Genomic DNA, 18877 nt, shown 5'->3' with positions numbered 1-18877 from the left:
TGTTGTGTTTTTTGTTGTTTTTTCACGCTTGCACCTTAGCTTTTGTGATAAATTGCGGATTTTATAGCAAATTGATTAATCTACCCCTTAAACTCACGCCTGCACCTCTATGCACATTGGCGTGTGGCTTGGGTAGATGAGATAGCCTACGCTTTTGCGCCCAAATAGCGCGCTTAGAAACTCCATATAACCCCTAACTTGCGCATAATGCTCCTCTTTTGGCAAATGCGCACTTTTATAATCAAGCACATATTGAGAATCTTCACCCATTATAAGCGTATCAATGCGCCAAAAACGCCCATTTGCGATAAAAGATACCTCCGCATACGCATTTCCCAAAGATAACAAATGCGCAAACTCACTTTCCTCTCTTGCCTGTAAAAAGCGCGCAAAAATAGAATCTAGGCTACTTTTGGGCAAAATAAAGCCGTAGAGATTTTTGATGATGTGGTGAATTTCATTATCAATCGTATCGCCTCGTGGGAGTAAATTCCGCTTCGGCTCCGCTTGCGCGCACATACTCGGTGTTGTTTGGTTATTGAGGCTTGTAGATTCTGTAACGCTATTGAGGGGTAAATCTACAAATCCACGCGCGCTTAAAAAATATTCAAAACAACTATGCAACGCCTTTCCATAGGTGATTGCTTGAAGTGAAAAATCCTGCATCGTCGCAACTTGCGCACTTTTATCTTGCACGAACTCACTTTGCACACCCAGCTTTGGTAAGCGCACGCATTGCAATGTTGGCTGTATTTCCTGCGTTTTTTGCATTGTATTTGTCGCTAGCGCGCCGGATTCTAAAGGTGCGAGATTTAGCATATCAAAACGCGAGGTGGCGGCACTCTTCTCCTTCTTGCGTTTTTTTAGAATAATAAGACTTTGCTTCGCCCTTGTGAGTGCAACATAGAGGCGGTTTAGCTCTTCGGTGGATTCTAAATCTTTGGCTTTTTGTTGCGCCCTTTTGTAAGAGGCTTCAAAATTCTCGCGCCCAGCTTGTTTGTAATAAATATTTTTTAGCGCGATATCCTCATATTCATACAAAAATTTGCCCTTATCACTCGATTTCCTGCCAATCCTATCGCACACGATTAAATGCTCAAACTCTAAGCCCTTAGACTTGTGGATTGTCATAATTTTAACACCTCTTAGGCTTTGCTTTGGTGTTGAGATTGCGTAGCTTTGGTAATTCTCTAAAAATTCCTCCAAGCTCTCAAACTCACACGCGCACTCTAAAAACTTCGCACTCATCACGCCCCCAAGCCTAAGAGATTCTATAATCTCAAACACATAGCGCCCAAAATGAGCCTGCGACTCAAACTTTGGCAACTCTAGCGCGTCATTAATATTCAAACCCAAAAGTTTTTTAGCATTTAGCAAATTAAGCTCATTTTTGTTCTGTGTGAAGCGCAAAATCTCTAGCAACGCATTGCAAGGAAATCGCGCGAAAAATTCACTGCTGCTTTCTGTCAGCACGGCAATTTGCGGATTATGCGCTCTTATTGTATCGCTTAGGTTTTGCGCCTCGTCATTTTTAGCCACTAAAATCGCAATATCATCTTGGGCTATCCCAGAATCTAGAAGCTCGCACAAGCACTCATAAATGCGCTCATACGCATCATCATACGCCACCTCGCGCACGCTGACATAGCCACCACCCGCATTTGTGCCACTAGGAATCTTTTGAGGGATATAGTCTTCATACAATGGCGCAAAAACGCTATTGACAAACTCTACCACGCGCGCGCTTGAGCGGTAATTAAAATGCAATTTCTCAACCTTTAGATTTTTTGACGCGCTATCAAACACACCTGAAAAACCCCCACGAAAGCCATAAATACTCTGCTTCTTATCCCCCACTACAAACACACTGCGCTCATTTATACGCCCATTGCCAGAGAGAATCTCATCAATCAAAGGGCGCAAAATCTCATATTGCAAAATGCTCGTATCTTGAAACTCATCAAGCAAAATATGCGTAATCTTGTCATCAAGGCGGAAGTAAAAAAACTCCCAGTCAATATTTTGACGCAGCAACTCGAAGGTTTTTTCACTCACATCATCAAAGCAAAGCGTGTTATTTACGCGCAAAAAGCGGTTTTTCGCCCTTTTATACGCGCCTATATATTTAGCAAGAAAAGAAAAAATACGCGCTTCTTTGAGCAAAGCATACTGCGATAAAAGCTCTTGTAGCCTCCTATTGTGCGGGATTAGTGGCGCAAGTTGAGTTTTAAATTTTTTTAGATAGTGATAATCTTCAAACTGATACACCCACTTTTGAGACATTATTTGGCTTATGTTAAATTTTTCGGTCATACGAGCCATTGCGGGCGAGCTTAATTCTGGGAATTTAAGAATCTCCTTTTGCAAAAATTTAAAAATTTCTTCAATCTCTTTTGCAATTGCCCTAAAATCACCGCTTGTCTCGTGCTTTGGCACATCATTACTTTGGGATAAAAGATGTAAAAATGTGCTAAGCCGCAAATCCTGCTCGAGCAAAAAGGATAAAATTTCCTGTCTTTGCGTTTCAGAAAGAGATTCTAAAAACAGCGCGTCAATTTCACTATTGCTATAATTACCGATTGCAAAGCCATTCCCAACGCCCACATACCAACAAAACTTCTGCAAAATGTTGTAAAAAAATGCATCAATTGTTGTGATACGCACATTTGCCTGTAAAAATTCCTCATAAATCGCGCCCAAATTTTGCTCTAAAAATTCCGCGCTTATGCCCTCTTTTTGCAATTCTTTAAAAATATCATTATCCTGCAAACGCCCATTTTTACATGCATTTAATAAGTCTTTGAGATTATTTGTAATACGTCTTTTCATCTCATTTGCGGCTTTTTTGGTAAAAGTGAGCGTGAGAATCTCCCAAGGCTTCGCCCCAGCGCAAAGTAAATAAATATAACGAAGCGAAAGCGCAAAAGTCTTGCCACTTCCTGCGCTTGCCTTGAGTGCTAAAAACTGCTGCATAATACTTGCTCCTCGTCTCTGTATCACTTTACAAAAAATAGAAAAAGTTGGATTTTTGGAAATCCTTGCAATGATTGAGATTCTGTGAAATCATAGAATCTACAAAACAACCTCAAATTTTTCAAGCAACAATGTTGGTTGATAGCTTAACTTTGCCTTTCTTAAACCCTCAATCCCCAAATCTTCTTCTCTATTCACCCACGCACATTGCGCGAAACAATGCTCTAAAACCTGCTGATTTATCGCCTGAAAAATCCCTCTAAATTGAGAATCTGCCTTTTCGATATGCATCACCGCCATATCACCACTCACACCCTCATATGAAAGTGTGCAGGGGATTACCTCACCAAAGCTAAAAGCTATGATTTGAGAATCTACGCGGATAAGCCCGCCTTTTAGACCAAGCGCTTCAAAGGAATTTAGCGCGTCATTAATGCCGAGATTTTCAAATTTTAGCCCCTCGCTTTTGTTTGGATTTGCCTCAAACCACGCGTTATTGACAGCTAGCAGCTGCGTAATATTGCTTGAATCTATCGCTTCGTAGGCAAAGTGCGCGTATTCTTGCAAAAAATAGTTAAGGTGATTTTTTTTCTTATGGTATTTGCGACCACTAAGCGCAATAAGCTCGCTTACATTGTAGATATAATCAAACTTATCGCGATTAGCCACAGGCTTTGCGTGTGGGTAGAATTGCCCTAGCTCACTTGCTTGCTCTTTATTTAGTGCGCGGATTTGTAGGTTCAAATTTTGTGCCTTAAATTCCTGCAACACAGAATCCAAACTCGCCCTTTTGTCGCCATCACCTATGGGATAAAAGATGTAGGGCGCTTGATTGGGATATTGCGTTTTAATGATGAGATTTCCCGCCACCTCCGCAAAGCTAATCTCACGCGCATACCGCCACATATAGCAATTGGTAAAATTTATGTCTGAAAGCGCGAGATTATCCTGTGTTAGGTATTTATCAAAGATTTCCTTATCTTTAAGTTCAATTTTACAAAAATCCATAACCTATCCCTTCTAAACTTATCACATACAAATTTTATCCTTCAAAATCAAAACCTGCGACATAGCTTCCTAGCCATTTTAAGTCTTTGCCTCTTTTGGCAAAAAGTGCTTTGATATTAGAATCCTCATAATGCCCCTTAAAATCGATAAAAAACCCAAAGGAAAAATCCTGCCTTGCCTTGATTGGGCGGGAGTCGATTTTGGTGAGATTGATTCCAAATTCCTTGAAATCTTTTAAAAGCGAAAACAACGCACCACCTTCTTTATAGTCGCTTAAAGTCGCAAACACTGAGGTTTTATCCGCCCCACTTGGTGCGTTTGTAAAATCACTAATAATCACAAAGCGCGTTTTGTTGGTTGCAGAATCTTCGATATTTTCAAACATTATTGGCAGATTATTTAGCTTTGCGGCGATTTTTGAGCAAATTGCCGCGCTGTTTTTTTCACTCATAGCAAGTTGCGCGGCTTTTGCAGTAGAATCCACAGGCACAAGCTCTAAATCATCTAAGCTATGCGCTTTCAAAAACCAATCGCACTGACCAAAAGCAATGTCTTTTGAGTAGATTCTGCGGATTTGGGTGATATGCTCGCAGTTTGTTGCGAAGCTGTGGTGGATTGGCAGGATAATTTCTGCGATAATTTTTAGCTCGCTATTGTTGAGATGGTCAATTGTCGCGCCAACGATGCCATTTGTGTTGTTTTCAATCGGCACCACGCCATATTTCACACTGCCCTGCTCTAGGGCTTTGAAAACTGATGAGATATTACTAAGCGCGATATACTCACTCATCGCGCCAAATCGCTCCTCCGCAGCCTGATGTGTGTAACTACCAATAGGTCCTAAGAAGCCCACTTTTTCAGGCAGCTCAAGGTTGCGTGAAAGGGCGAAAATCTCCTCATAAATAGCTGCGATCGCGCTTTTTTTAAGGTAGCTTTTTTCAGTTTGCAAGCTACTTAGACGCTCGATTATCGCTTTTTCACGTTCTGGGCGATAAATCGCGCTTTTTGTTTGTTGCTTGTACTTGCCAATCTCGCGCACAAGCCCCATACGCTCTTCTAGCAATTGCAAAATATTTTCATCGATTCTATCAATTTGCGCACGCTTGGAATCTAAAAAGTTAGAATCTGCCATTTATTTACCCTCTGTGTTTTTGTCTGAATCTTGCAAGGATAAAAACTTCAATTCCGGCGCGATTAAATCCTCAAATTTCTCACGCTCGCGTATAAGAAATGCCTTGCCATTTCTCACACCGACTTCAGCTGCACGTTGGCGTGTGTTATAACTATGTGCCATACTAAAGCCATACGCCCCAGCATTAGCAAAGCAAAGCAAATCACCATTTGCTAGCGATGGCATTTCCACACCTTTAGCCAAAAAATCACTGCTTTCACAAATCGCACCAACAATATCCGCCTTGCTTTGATTTGTCCTTTGCACGATGGCTGCTCCATTAGATGTATCACCTTGTGGGAGTGAATCCCGCTTCACCTCCGCCTCTATTCCATTAGATTGTATCGTCTGCGCGGGAATGAATCCCGCTTCACCTCCGCTCCACTGCGTTGCGCGCCCACACTTGACGTTTTTCTGATTGACAGAATCTGTAGATTCTGCAACGCTGTTTGGTTGTTTGGAATCTATTCCATTAATGGTATCGCCTTCGCGGAAGTGAATTCCGCTCGGCTCCGCTTCGCGTCCATACTTGACGTTTTTTGGTTGTTTAAAATCTGTAGATTCTGCAACGCTGTTTGGTTGTTTGGAATCTAGCACGCGCACCTTATGCACAGCATCATACAATGTCGGGCGCATAAGATCATTCATCGCGGCATCAATGATGATAAAGCGCTTTTTTTCATTATATTTTTCATACAGCACTTTTGTAAGCAACACGCCAGATTCTGCCACCAAAAACCTGCCCGGCTCGCAAATTATCGTTACATCAAGTCCCTTTAATGCACCCAAAATCCCTTGCGCATAGTCATAGAGATTGATTGTTTTTTCATTCTCATAGCAAATCCCAATGCCACCACCAACATCAAAAAACTTCAGTTCAATCTTAAGTGCTAACAAGCTATGTGCGAGTTGTGCGACCTTTTGCGCGCCTTGAATGATGGGTGAAAGCTCGATGAGTTGAGAGCCTATATGAAAATGTATCCCCACAGGATCAAGAGATTGCGATTTTTTGGCATAAATATAGAGCTTTTTGGCGCTTTCCATATCCACGCCAAACTTATTTTCGTGCAAGCCTGTGGAAATGTAGGGGTGGGTTTTTGCGTCAATATTTGGATTGACGCGCACGGAGATTCTTGCGACTTTTCGAATGCTTTGCGCGATAGATTCAATGCGTAAAAGCTCGGCTTCACTCTCGATATTTAAAAACAAAATATCGCTTTGCAACGCTTCTAAAATCTCATCATCGCGCTTGCCAACACCACTAAAAATAACCTTATATTTTGGCACTCCGCTTAAAAGTGCGCGTCTCACTTCGCCAATAGACACGCAGTCTGCACCTGCACCTTGCGCGCTTAAATGCTGGATTACGCTTAAATTTGGATTTGCCTTTAGTGCGTAGCAAATAAGAGATTTTCGCGCTTTGAAAGCATTTTTAAATGCCTCAAACTGCGCGCTAATTTTATCAAAATCATACACATACAAAGGCGTGCCAAACTCCGCAGCACAGGATTTTAGCAAGGATTCCTGCATTGTGTTCTCCAAAAAGTTTTTAAAATCCGAAATTGTAGCTTAGAGTTGTTAAAATTCTCTTAATGTCGCGCGCTTTAGCTGGTGAGCGTGGGAATGAAGCCACGCACGCTTTTAAGCCCTACTTCCACAAATTTGATAAAACTTCAAAAATTCATCATCGATATTTTCAAGCAAGCCTTTTTGACGCAAAAAATCTATCACTTCAGGCGTGCAATCGGTCTCTTTGGGCCACTCGCGGTGGTGGTTATCCATCTCTCCCTTATCGCTCGCATCGACAAAGACAATGCCCTCCTGTACCCAAATATCACGCTTTGCATCGATATTATTGACAATGCGCCAAGTCAGCATATAAGGATTTTGCAGGTCATTTTTTGCGAAATCTAGCAGTAATACAATCCGCAAGGAATCCTTTACCCTGCTTAAATCTTTCGCGCGGATTGCTTGCTGCAGGCTTGTTTCACCCTTTTGACAGCCAAGCATACAAAGCGGATTAGCACTATTAGTGCAATATTGCTTGAGCTCTTTAACAAAGCCAAACTCCGCACTTAAAATCTCTTTTAGTTCAGAATCTGCGCGCAATAAAAGGTTTTTTGTGCAAGGCGTGCTTCCTTGCGCAACATTTACACCCAGCTTCCCACCAACGCCAAAGCTCGGGCTTGCGTGATCAAGTGCATCGCAGATTCCCTGACTTATTAGCATATTTTCCACGCTAAAGCGATTTAAAATATAGTTTGCAAGATTCTCGTAATCATCTAGCGCAGGCGCGTCATTCCCCACAAAAATGACGTGTTTGACAAAGCTCATCTGCCCCACGCCCCAAAATGCGTGCATAAGTTGCAGGGCGTGCGCTGGGTATTCTGGTGCGATTTTGGCAAAGATGAGATTGTGAAACACGCCATTTTCTGGCATATGATAATCAAGCAGTCCGTGCGTCGTGCGTTGTAAAAGTGGCAAAAACACGCGCTCAGTCAAATAGCCCATATATTTGTCTTCCAGCGGTGGTTTGCCTACGACACTTGCGGGGAAAATGGCATTTTTTTTCATCGTTATAGCACTTACCTCAAGCACAGGATAAGGCTCTGTTGGCGTATAAAAACCCGTATGGTCGCCAAAAGGTCCTTCCATACGCATAAGGTTCGTATCCACAAAGCCTTCAATCACAATATCTACATCATAAGGCACTTTGAGTTCATTTGTCAGACATTGCACTAAGCGCGCGTTTTGCTCGCGTATGAAGCCATAAAGCAAAAGTTCATAAATCCCTAGCGGAAGTGGCGCCTGCGCACACCAAATATACAGCGGGTCACCGCCTAGCGCGATTGTAACGGGCATTTTTTTGCCCGCTTTCTTATATTGATGAAAAAAGTGATTAGAATCCTTATGCACCTGCCAATGCAAACCCAAATGTGTTTCATCAAATACCTGTAAGCGATACATTCCGAGATTTTTTTGCTTCCCATCAAGGCTTTGGGTATAAACCTGCCCCATTGTGATAAAAGGCGCAGCGTCGCATTCCCAAGTTGTGAGAATTGGCAAGTCGTAGAGGCTTAGCTTTTCTTCTCGCGCGTCCTTGCATATTTCTTGGCAAGGGGCTTTCCCGCTAAAATGCTTTGGAAAAACCTTGCGCAAGGCAAAAAACTCTTTTATTTGTGAAAGTTTTTGCAATAAGCCCTTTTTTGGCGCAAAATCTAGCAAGGATTGAATAGAGCGCGCGATTTGCTCGCTTTGCTTTTGGGCGATAAGATTAAGGCGGGTGTGCGAGCCAAAGAGATTCATTAAAACCGGCATATCAAAAGTTTTGTTGTTTTTTTTATCAATGGGTTTTGTAAAAAGTAGCGCTTTAGAATCTTTCTTTTTAACTTCCAAATACGCTAAATGCGGAATTTCAAGGTAAATATCAAGGGGCGTATCGATGATTTTTAACTCGCCTTGCGATTGCAAAAAATCTAAAAATTTCTGCATATCGCCAAAGTCTCTAAACTGCGGGATTGTGTGGGTATTTTCTGCACTCATAGCGACTCCAAAACACAAAAATAAGGGGGAATTATAACAAAGAATCTCGCGGAATAGATTCTGAGCCCCGCAAAGCTAAAAACTTCAAAAAATCCTTTGCAAATTTTCCAGCAAAGAAACTTTAGGATTAAGCACATAAAAGCGCGCATTGAGCTTTTTAAAATATGCTTGGATGCGAAAATCTTGCGCGTGAAGCCTAAGCAAATAAGACTTTTTACTTAAAATATTTTGAAAAATTTCCCCGCTTTCTATATCGCGCACACAATTTACACTCTCCAAAAAATCCGCGCTTAGCTCCTCACTATCACGCACACAAAGCGCATAAAGCAAAAACTCATTTTGCGACACGCTAAAAATGCTCACGCGCGCTAAATCTATGTCAAAAAAATCTCCCAAAATCACACCTAAGCCATTTTTGCGCTTTTGGGTAGAGACAAAATGCATTACCTTGTGAAAATCAAGTCGTAGATTTTGTGATTCTGGTGTATTTTGCGGATTTTGCGCTTTTTTTTCACATAAAGCTTGCAAATACACTTTCATAAGCTTAATTTGACTAATCGTGCGCGTGTGGCGGGAATTAAGAATATGCAAAAGTGGCTTAAGGTTATAAATCTGCGCGCTTTGTAATAAAATCTCACAAATCGCACTGATTGTCTCACTCTTGCGCGCGGGCACACCCAGATTGAGGCTGTTAGATTCACAAATAAAAAGATGCAAAAACGATAATTTCCCCGCACCAAAAGTTTTGCTCATCAAGCGATTATATTTAAGCGAAGCTAGAGGTGCGATAAAGCGCGCATCATCGTTAAACTCGTATTCTTTAAGCTCTAAAAAATCATTATCCTGCGTGCTTGAAAAAGCGCTTTGCAAGCTAGATAGACGCAAAAAGGGAAGTTTGTGCTTAAAATAAATCCGCGCCATTTTAATCCAAAAAAACAGAATCTAAGCCTTAAGGCTTTTTGATAAAGGTATAACCCACCTCGCGCGTGTGCGTGTAGCGGATTTTGCCATCTTTTGCGCGTGCATTGACATAATCTGCAATAAGCGCGTGATTTGGCTCGCCCCCATGCACCTTGACATTGAATATCATATCATTTATCGCTTGCGCCACATCGCTTTCATAAGTAAAATCCGCGCATTGATAGGCAAATTTTGGCTCTTTGTAACCAAGCTCTTTGAGCCACTCAAGCATATTTGGCAAGCCCACGGGTAGTTCCAAACGCATACTATGCTCTTTTAAAAGCGTGTCAATAAACTCCGCTTCCCTCTTGCGCCCCCAGCCCACATACGCCAAACCCTCCACGCAAATTTCAAGAGCTTTTAAGAATCCAGCCTTATTATTGAGTGCTGGCGTCATTGAAGCAAATGCAATATCAAACTTTTTTTCAACCTTAAAGCCTTCCCAATCACCGCAAAATGCGCTGACATTACCAAGCCCAAATGCGCGCGCATCATTTGCGACATTCTCCAACATCGTATCTGAAATATCGAGCGCAAGAATATGCTTTGCCTCTTGTGCGAGTTCAAGGCTAAAGCGCCCATTCCCGCAACCAATATCAATGATTTCTTTGCCTCTAAAATCCGCGCCATTTTGTCTAAAAAAATTTAGAATTTCAAGCGTATCTTCTTCGTTTTTCTTAAAACGGCGAAAAGTTTTTGCCTTTAGCTCCCACACCTCTTTGCTCTGTTGCATTTTGTTTCCTTGGTTAAAAGCCTAATCACAAAAACGTTTCAAAAGTGCCTTGTAAGATTCTATCCGCCTATCGCGCAAAAAGGGCCACATACGGCGCACTTCCTCACTGCATGAAAAATCAATATCCACAAATAGCGTTTGCGCTTCCTCTCTGCTAGCTTGTGCTAAAAGCTCCCCCTGCGCGCCAAAGGCAAAGCTATTCCCCCAAAATCGAATACCCTTTGCCACGCCTGAAGCGTCCTCTTCAAACCCCACGCGATTAATGCAAAGCAACGGCAAACCATTTGCCACACTATGCCCACGCTGCACAGCCACCCAAGAATCTAACTGACGCGCCTTCTCTTCGGCGCTATCTTCATCAAACCACCCAATAGCGGTTGGATAAATGAGAATCTCTGCGCCCTTTAAAGCCATAATGCGTGCAGCCTCCGGATACCACTGGTCCCAACAAATAAGCACACCAAGCTTCCCAATGCTTGTCGCAATTGGCTCAAAACCCAAATCCCCGGGCGTGAAATAAAACTTTTCATAGAATTGCGGGTCGTCTGGAATGTGCATCTTGCGGTATTTCCCAGCCACCGATCCATCATTTTCAAACACAATTGCGGTATTATGATACAGTCCGTTTGCGCGCTTTTCAAATAATGAGCTTACAAGCACCACGCCTGCTTCTTTGGCGATTTTCCCAAAAGTAGCAATGTCCTCTTCAAACTCAAGCGCGTAGTCAAAAAACTGCGGATTCTCACTTTGGCAAAAATATTCCCTCGTGTGCAACTCCTGCAAACACACAAGCTTTGCGCCATTTCTAGCAGCGTTTAGAATCTCGCCCTTTGTGTAAGCAATAGTCGCGGATTTTGAGTCTAAATAACGTTGCTGGATTAAAGCTACTTTAAGCATTGCTACTCGTCCTCGTATTCAGAATCTGGATTCTCATAGTCGTCGTCATCATACCCGACAAAGCCACTTCCGCCGTCCTCATCATCAAAATCCTCATAAATTTCATCTTGTTCATCATCTGTGTAGTCAAACCCATCATCATAAGGTTTTGCGTAGATTCTCATTTTTTACTCCTTGTGATAATATCATCAATAACTTGACTCGCAATCACTAGCCCAAATCCGCCCGTAACCGCGCTAAAACTTCCCAAACCCTTGCATTTTGGAATCTCTTGACTAAAGACAACCTTAAATTTCGCCTTTACTCGTGCTTTTTTGAGATTATCGCGGAATTTTCGCGCAAATTTATCGCCCCTGCTTTTCCAAATCGATCCAACCTCAATTTTCAGTGGATCAATCTTTTTTGCACTCCCTGTGGAAGCAATATACATACCATAGGGCTTTTGAGTAGCTATTTTTGCCACTTCCACTTTCATAGGAATATCATCAATCGCATCGATAACATAATCATATTGCAAAATATTATGTCTTTGTAAAAACTCCGCGCTTACAGATTCTTCAAATGCCTCAATGCCCGGATACAAGCGCGCTAAAGCCTTTACTTTTGGTTCATTTACAAACTGCGAGCCAATTTGGCGGTTTTGATTTGTCACCTCAAAACTATCATCATCAACAATGCTAAGCTTCCCAATCCCGCTACGATACAAACAATCCAGCGCAAAACTCCCCACGCCTCCAACGCCAAGTATCAACACGCTCGTTTTTTGAATCTGCTCAAAAAATTCCCCAAAAAGAAGCCTTGAACGCGTAAAGCGATCGATTATTTCATTTTCCAAATTCTCTCCTTAAATAACACAAAATTGCATTAGAGCCTGCATTGTTTTAAAAGCCATTTTTCATACGTCTCCCCCCAAGAATCCACTCGCACACACGCAATTTCTGGGACTTTGTAGGGGTGCAGTTTGGTTAAGATCTTGCAAAGCTTTTTGCGCTTTTTTGGGTGGGTTTTGAGCGTGAGTAAAAACTCCTTATCATCACAAAGCCTCCCCTCCCAGCGATAAAGGCTAGAAATCTTTTGAATCTGCGCACAGGCAATGAGATTTTTTCCCAAAAGCTTTTTTATGATTTTTCGCGCTTGTTTTTTATTATCTAAAGTCGTGCAGCAAAGCATTATACGCCTTTTTTGTTATAGAATCTTTGGGGTTGCTTGATTTGCTTTAAGCGCACAGCACGATAAAATCGCTCCAATCCCACGCGCTCTTTTGGGCTGATTTTATAAAAGATTCTCTGCAAATACTGCTTGATAAAATCCGCCTTAATCCCGCTTTTTTTGCTCGCATCTTGCAGAATAAAATAAGGGATTTTCTTGTATTTTGTATCAAAAGTGCGGTTAAACTCCGTGCTTAAATGCTGCAAACGCGCGCCAAATCTATGAAAGCAAAGCCGTCCAAACACAAATGGCACGCCCTCTTTCTCCCACCACACCGCGCCCAAATCAAGTGCATTGCGCGCACATTTGGAATCTCCAAACTTCACAAGCAGCGCCCTATCGCCAATAAGCACCTTTCCTTGCAAGTTTAGCACCTGCAAAAGCGCGTTTGAAGTGGCTGACTGATAATCAAGCCCGCTTCCTTGCAGTGCTAGCACACTCCACACCGCGCCTTTTGAGATAATGCCGCTTTTTGTCGCGTGGTTTTTCAAATGCGCACGCATACCAGCAATTGAAGAGATAAAACCCGCATCAATGCGCCCAAATAAAAAGTCCTCATTTAGCTTGCTCGGATAGGATTTTTTAAGTGTGATATACCGCTTCATAAAGCTAGGTAGTGGATATGCCTTGATAAACACATCAAAAGGCAGGAGATTGAGATACGCGATTTTGCCAAAGCGCATTTTAAAGCACCATTGCGATGTCTTTGTGATTTTTGAGTGCGTTAAAAATGCTATCGCGCTGCTCTTTAGAATCCACCTCCAGAGCGATATGCACACTTAAGAAATTGCCTTTGCCTGAAAGGCGTTTTTTGGTGATTTCATAAGGAATATCCAAAACTTCAAAAATCGCCTCCTTGATAAGCGCCTCACTTTTGCCAATCACGGCGTATTCCCATTTTGTCGGGTAGAGAATCTGCGCACCTTCCAAACCCTCTATGCTTGCTTCTACATCATTATGCGGTGGTTTTTGCATATCTGCCCCCAATGTTTTTTGAAATATTGCAACGCTTTTAAGAAATTAGCTCTCAACGTGCAATTCTACCTTGTTTTAACTGATAGATTGCCGAAATAGAATATAGATTCCATTTTTAAAATCCCATCGTCTTTTGTGGGGGGATTTTTGAAACTTTCTCCTTTTAAAAAAAATTAAAAAATTATATAATTGCGTCCATTTTTAATAGGCGCAGAGATTATCTTTTTAAAAAAATCTCTTTTTGTGAAAAATATCTTTAATAAGGAAAGGAATAATTATGGGAAGAGCGTTTGAATACCGCAGAGCAGCTAAGGAAAAGCGATGGGATAAGATGAGTAAGGTATTCCCAAAACTCGCAAAAGCTATCACTATGGCAACTAAAGAGGGCGGGGGCGACCCGGCGATGAATGCGCGCCTACGCACAGCCATTGCCAACGCAAAAGCGCAAAATATGCCAAAAGACAACATCGATGCGGCAATCAAGCGCGCAAGCGGCAAAGATGGGCAGTTTTTTGAAATCAGTTATGAGGGTAAAGCCCCAAATGGCGTGCTTATCTTTATTGAATGCACGACTGATAATCCTACACGCACTATCGCTAACATCAAAAGCTATTTCAATAAAACCGCAGGCGCGCAAATCGTGCCAAGTGGAAGCTTGGAATTTCACTTTGCACGCAAAAGTGTTTTTGAGTTTGTGCGCCCAGAAGGTAGGGATTTGGAGGATATAGAATTAGAGCTTATTGATTATGGATTAGAAGGGCTTGAGGTTATAGAAGATGAGGAAGAAGGCGCGGTGGTGCTCGTGTATGGGGATTACAAAGATTTTGGACGCCTAAATGAGGGCTTTGAAAATTTGCAAATCGAGCTTAAAAAAGCGAGCCTGCAACGTTTCCCCATAAACCCGATAAGCCTTAGCGAAGAGCAATTCTTAGAGCTTGAAAAACTCCTTGATAGAATCCAAGATGATGATGATGTGCAGGCAGTTTGGACAAATTTGCAGTGAGAATCTAAGAAGTCGGATTTGGGTTTTTGTTTTGGTGGTGATTTTGTTATAACTTCGCATGAAAACACACAAAAAATAAGGGAGTAGCAATGAAAAAATAATTAGTTTCTTAAAAAGGTTGTAAGGGGGGGGGCAATAAACCTACTCTAAGCAACAATTTTTAATAGTGGAGATTCACACATTACCAACTTTTTGCCTATGTGGGCTTCTAAGAAAGAAATCAATCTTTTTTAAAATATACACTTAAACCTAAAAATCACCTCGAATTTGGCTGTAGTGGTAGCACTTTTTTGATGATATACGCGACCTTGACTAATGCAACCTCAATAGAATCTGATAAAAATTTTATAAAATATCTTTTAAGGAACGAATTGCTTTTTAGAGCAAGCAAAAGTAATGAGCCAAATTCTCTGAAAATTGCATTATAAAAGTGATGTTTTGATAATAATCCACGATTTTTGGGAGAGAGAGCATTATCATATCGTGTTAGACTTTTTGGAATGTATAGATAGAGTGAAGATGCTTGGAATCTTTAGAACAAACAACAACATTTGCAAGGATAAAATTAGCAGATTATTAAAACAATATCAATTTGATTACAGATAGTCATTTAGATACCCCTTTTTTTAAGGGTATCTAGGATTTGAGAGAATCTAATTTAGTTTTTGTTCTTATCTACTAATTTATTCGCGCCAATCCAAGGCATCATAGCACGCAGTCTTTCGCCTACTTTTTCAATGCCGTGATTTGCTAGATTCTTACGCTCTGCATTCATTCTCGCATATCCAGCCTTGCGCTCTAAAATGAAGTCTTTTGCAAAGCGCCCTTCTTGTATATCGCGCAAAATCTCTTTCATAGCCTTTTTAGATTCCTCATTGATTACACGTTTCCCGCTTACCATATCGCCGTATTCTGCGGTGTTAGAAATCGAGTAGCGCATATTTGCAAGCCCACCCTCATAAATCAAATCAACGATAAGTTTCAACTCGTGCAAGCACTCAAAATACGCCATTTCTTCGGGATAGCCAGCTTCTACTAGCGTCTCAAATCCCGCTTTTACAAGACTTGTAACGCCACCGCAAAGCACTGCTTGTTCGCCAAATAAATCTGTTTCGGTCTCATCTTTGAAAGTCGTCTCAATAATCCCACTGCGCCCACCGCCAATGGCACTTGCATAGCTTAGCGCGACTGCCCTTGCATCTCTCTTGCTAGTATCTTGCTCCACTGCGATTAAATCCGGAATCCCACCACCTTTTAAAAACTCGCTTCTTACCGTGTGTCCGGGTGCTTTTGGGGCTACCATTATCACGCCCACGCCTTTTGGTGCTTTAATCTGTCCAAAATGCACATTGAATCCGTGTCCAAAAGCGATGATTTTATCTTCTTGCAAATGTGGGGCGATGTCGCGCTCAAAAACATCAGCCTGCAACTCATCTGGGATTAGTATCATTATCAAATCAGCCCATTTTGTAGCCTCGCTCACTTCTTGGACTTTGAAGCCCTTAGCCTCCGCTTTAGCCCAGCTTCTCCCACCTTTATAAAGCCCGATAGCCACCTCAACTCCAGAATCTCGCAAGTTCTCCGCGTGTGCGTGCCCCTGACTACCAAAGCCGATGATGGCTACTTTTTTCTTTTTGATAAGCCCTAAATCGCAATCTTTGTCGTAATATACTTTTAATGCCATCGCTACTCCTTCAATTTTGTGAAATCTCAAAGGCTAGATTTAAGCAAAACTTCTTTTAAATATTGTTTAAATGCGCGTATTTTGTATAGATTCGCAAATTTGATACTTTTTGTAAGAAAAAAAAAAAAAATAATTTTATTGTGTGGTTTTAATATCAAGCTTTGCTATAATCGAGCCTTTATAAAAATTACTTAGGAGTTGTAATGAATTCATTGTGGAAAAATTTATCACTTAATAATAAGTTTATGGTCTTGCAGACTCTAGTTTTTTTAGTACTGCTTGTGCCGTTTTGGGTCTTTATGGATCGCGTGATGAGCGCTCACACGCACCATCAAGTCACGCAAGAGCTAGAGCAGCTAAATGAGGCTTTAGCCAGCAGTCTTGAAATATTCTCTGATGAAATACTTTTAGAGTCCAAAAAATCATTCAATATTCTAGAAGCAATACTTACAAGGCTACACGGTGCAAAAACAACCTCTAGCTTTAAGCGCGAGGGTGAAGTCACGGTGATTAGGCGGACAGACCAGCAAAGCATTCAAGTGCCAAATTTAAGCTACAACAATGTGCTTTTAGCAAACTCTTTGGAAATTGTGGATTATTTCTCACGTGTTACAGGAGATGTGGCTACTATTTTTGTTAAAGATTCTAGGGATGATTTTGTGCGCATTGCGACATCTATTCAAGATGCAAACAAAAATCGTGTGCTTGGCACAAGCCTTGATCACAACTCTATGGCGTTTAAAAATGTAAGTGAGGGTAAGCCTTACTATGGGCGCGTGAGTTTGTTTGGCACAGATTATATGGCTGTGTATGAGCCTGTCAAAGACGCACAGAATGAAGTTGTTGGGATTTTCTTTGTCGCGCATAGTTTGACAGACACATATGAAAATCTCATCAAAAACTTACAGAATCTAAAGATTGGCAAGAATGGCAAAATTGTGCTTGCAGATTTAAGAAATAATAAATTTATCTTTGGTGCGAGCAACAAGCCCAATGAAAATACCTTCATCACAGAGCGCAAAGATGGCTTATACACACTAAAAATCGATAAAAAACCTTATATGTTTTACAGCGCTTATCTAAAAAACATAAATTTGCACATCATCACGCAAGCACTTTTGACAGATTTTACAGAGGATAATATTTTCATTGAACGTGTGATTTTATTGGGCGTACTGGGACTACTTCTAGGGATTTTGCTAGTGAGTATTTTTGCGATTAGAAAATTTATTGTAAAACGTATAAAACGTTTATCAAAAACCCTTCTCGCATTTTTCTCTTATGTCAATCACGATGGCGAAGCGCCTGCACCAATTAGAACGCGCGGCAATGATGAGCTAGGCGACATAGGAAAAGGTGTTAATGAAGCTATGGTGAAGATTCAAAAAGGCTTTGAGCAAGATAGGCAGGCGTTGCAGGATGTTTTAGAAGTGATTGAAAGCATCAAGCGCGGGCATTTGAGCCACCGCGCGAGCAAAGAGCCGCATAATCCAAGCCTAAAAGAGCTTCAAAAACTTATCAATGAGGCGCTAGAGCAAACCGCAAATAATATTGGTATTGGAATGCACGCCTTGCAAAAATATACGCAAGAGGACTTTAGAGAGGGTGTGAGCGAGGAAAATATGGAAGGTGAAATGCTGAAATTTTATCAAAGTATCAACACCCTGCACTCTAGTATGGTAACTATTCTCAAAGCGCGTCTTGCGGTGAGCGAACATCTCAATAAAATCTCGCAAGATTTAGCAGAATCTGTAAATAAAATCACAGATGGCGTGAATACGCAAGCTTCTAGTATCAATCAAAGTGCAAGCGCGATTGAGGAAATAGCCTCATCAATGGGAAATGTGAATGAACGCACAAGCGAGGTTACGCAGCAAAGCGAGGATATTAAAATGGTGATTGGCATTATCCGCGATATTGCAGACCAAACAAACTTACTTGCTTTAAACGCAGCCATTGAGGCAGCACGCGCAGGTGAGCACGGCAGAGGCTTTGCGGTCGTGGCTGATGAGGTGAGGAAGCTGGCAGAGCGCACGCAAAAGTCTTTGAGCGAGATTGAAGCAAATACAAATGTCCTCGTCCAAAGTATCAACGATATGGCAGAATCTATCAAAGAGCAAACAGAGGGAATGACACAGATTAATCAAGCCATTAGTGAGCTAGAAAATGTGACAAAAGATAATGTTTCTGTAGCGGAGCATTCCCAAGAGATTAGCAATAGTATGGCAAAAATCTCGCGAAAAATCTTTGAAGATGTTTCAACGAAGAAATATTAGGAGATTTCAAATTTCTGTGCGAAGCGGGATTCACTCCCGCGAAGGTGATACATTTATAAGGAATAGAATCCAAAACCACCAAACAACTTGATAGAATCTTAGATTCCAAACAACTAAAAAATGTCGAGTATGAACGCGAAGCGGAGCCGAAGCGGGATTCACTCCCGCGAAGGTGATACTATATTAAAGGAATAGAATCTTATCGCGCTTGCTTTAGGATTTTCTTTGTTTTCTCTTGCTATAATCAGGCTTTCAGAAATCGGAGTATAGCGCAGTCTGGCTAGCGCACACCCTTGGGGTGGGTGAGGTCGTGGGTTCGAATCCCGCTACTCCGACCACTTTATTTAAAGATATCCACAAAAACTACTCACAAGAAACAAACCACAAGAAACAAACTAGGAAGCCTTAAAACTTTAAGATTCTCAATGTATAATTACCGCTCTTT

The 18877-nt window shown here is 41.5% G+C and carries 16 protein-coding genes, 1 tRNA gene and 2 pseudogenes; 4 read left to right on the top strand and 15 right to left on the bottom strand.

What is annotated here, in order from left to right; all coding sequences use genetic code 11:
• Window positions 1-93 precede the first annotated feature (93 nt).
• From A3217_RS02915 to A3217_RS02860, 14 genes and pseudogenes are all read right to left on the bottom strand, one after another.
• Window positions 94-3000, bottom strand: coding sequence for a RecB-like helicase (locus tag A3217_RS02915; RefSeq protein WP_257722279.1), 2907 nt, complete (start codon window positions 2998-3000; stop codon window positions 94-96).
• Window positions 3001-3072: 72 nt separating this feature from the next.
• Window positions 3073-3981, bottom strand: coding sequence for a DUF2156 domain-containing protein (locus A3217_RS02910; RefSeq protein WP_066387727.1), 909 nt, complete (start codon window positions 3979-3981; stop codon window positions 3073-3075).
• Window positions 3982-4015: 34 nt separating this feature from the next.
• A complete protein-coding gene (locus A3217_RS02905; protein WP_066387725.1) occupies window positions 4016-5113 on the bottom strand; it encodes a bifunctional chorismate mutase/prephenate dehydratase in 1098 nt (365 codons plus the stop codon).
• Window positions 5114-5419 carry a hypothetical protein gene (locus A3217_RS09610; RefSeq protein WP_335339535.1) on the bottom strand — a complete coding sequence of 102 codons (306 nt, stop codon included), beginning with the start codon at window positions 5417-5419 and terminating at the stop codon, window positions 5114-5116.
• Between the two features lie 312 nt (window positions 5420-5731).
• Window positions 5732-6682: pseudogene (gene lysA, locus A3217_RS09605) on the bottom strand (diaminopimelate decarboxylase); the annotation flags it as partial.
• A gap of 111 nt (window positions 6683-6793) precedes the next feature.
• Entirely contained in the window at window positions 6794-8644 is a 1851-nt protein-coding gene (locus tag A3217_RS02895; RefSeq protein WP_066389698.1) for a menaquinone biosynthesis decarboxylase, read from the bottom strand.
• A gap of 135 nt (window positions 8645-8779) precedes the next feature.
• Window positions 8780-9616, bottom strand: coding sequence for a DUF58 domain-containing protein (locus A3217_RS02890; protein WP_066387720.1), 837 nt, complete (start codon window positions 9614-9616; stop codon window positions 8780-8782).
• A 28-nt stretch (window positions 9617-9644) separates the two neighbouring features.
• Window positions 9645-10388 carry a class I SAM-dependent methyltransferase gene (locus A3217_RS02885; protein WP_066387718.1) on the bottom strand — a complete coding sequence of 248 codons (744 nt, stop codon included), beginning with the start codon at window positions 10386-10388 and terminating at the stop codon, window positions 9645-9647.
• Window positions 10389-10409: 21 nt separating this feature from the next.
• Window positions 10410-11285, bottom strand: a complete 876-nt coding sequence (locus A3217_RS02880) for a carbon-nitrogen hydrolase (protein ID WP_066387716.1) — start codon at window positions 11283-11285, stop codon at window positions 10410-10412.
• 2 nt (window positions 11286-11287) lie between these two features.
• Window positions 11288-11449, bottom strand: a complete 162-nt coding sequence (locus tag A3217_RS09190; protein WP_197456908.1) for a hypothetical protein — start codon at window positions 11447-11449, stop codon at window positions 11288-11290.
• Complete coding sequence (locus A3217_RS02875) at window positions 11446-12120, bottom strand: tRNA threonylcarbamoyladenosine dehydratase (RefSeq protein ID WP_066387714.1); 675 nt, start codon at window positions 12118-12120, stop codon at window positions 11446-11448. The genes A3217_RS09190 and A3217_RS02875 overlap by 4 nt, the downstream gene beginning before the upstream one ends.
• 29 nt (window positions 12121-12149) lie before the next feature.
• Window positions 12150-12455, bottom strand: a complete 306-nt coding sequence (gene cutA / locus A3217_RS02870; protein ID WP_066387711.1) for a divalent-cation tolerance protein CutA — start codon at window positions 12453-12455, stop codon at window positions 12150-12152.
• Entirely contained in the window at window positions 12455-13177 is a 723-nt protein-coding gene (locus A3217_RS02865; protein WP_066387709.1) for an MqnA/MqnD/SBP family protein, read from the bottom strand. The genes cutA and A3217_RS02865 overlap by 1 nt, the downstream gene beginning before the upstream one ends.
• A 1-nt stretch (window position 13178) precedes the next feature.
• Complete coding sequence (locus tag A3217_RS02860) at window positions 13179-13469, bottom strand: HP0495 family protein (RefSeq protein WP_066387707.1); 291 nt, start codon at window positions 13467-13469, stop codon at window positions 13179-13181.
• Between the two features lie 277 nt (window positions 13470-13746).
• Between A3217_RS02860 and A3217_RS02855 the strand changes: the two genes are divergently transcribed.
• Window positions 13747-14472, top strand: coding sequence for a YebC/PmpR family DNA-binding transcriptional regulator (locus A3217_RS02855; protein ID WP_066387706.1), 726 nt, complete (start codon window positions 13747-13749; stop codon window positions 14470-14472).
• Window positions 14473-15130: 658 nt separating this feature from the next.
• On the opposite strand, the gene ilvC is transcribed toward A3217_RS02855, so the two are convergent.
• On the bottom strand, window positions 15131-16156 hold the full coding sequence (ilvC, locus tag A3217_RS02850) for a ketol-acid reductoisomerase (protein WP_066387704.1): 1026 nt from the start codon (window positions 16154-16156) through the stop codon (window positions 15131-15133).
• A gap of 203 nt (window positions 16157-16359) precedes the next feature.
• Between ilvC and A3217_RS09665 the strand changes: the two are divergent.
• The 3 genes and pseudogenes from A3217_RS09665 to A3217_RS02840 form a co-directional block, all read left to right on the top strand.
• Window positions 16360-17181, top strand: a pseudogene (locus tag A3217_RS09665) (Cache 3/Cache 2 fusion domain-containing protein); the annotation flags it as partial.
• 36 nt (window positions 17182-17217) lie between these two features.
• Window positions 17218-18432, top strand: a complete 1215-nt coding sequence (locus tag A3217_RS09660) for a methyl-accepting chemotaxis protein (protein WP_417935357.1) — start codon at window positions 17218-17220, stop codon at window positions 18430-18432.
• 260 nt (window positions 18433-18692) lie between these two features.
• Window positions 18693-18770: transfer RNA gene (locus A3217_RS02840), tRNA-Pro, on the top strand.
• The last annotated feature ends 107 nt before the right edge of the window (window positions 18771-18877 follow it).

The sequence above is a fragment of the Helicobacter himalayensis genome (assembly GCF_001602095.1).
GTDB lineage: Bacteria > Campylobacterota > Campylobacteria > Campylobacterales > Helicobacteraceae > Helicobacter_F > Helicobacter_F himalayensis.
The sequence above is the reverse complement of the archived record's forward strand: the minus strand, read 5'-3'. Positions and strand labels throughout refer to the sequence as shown.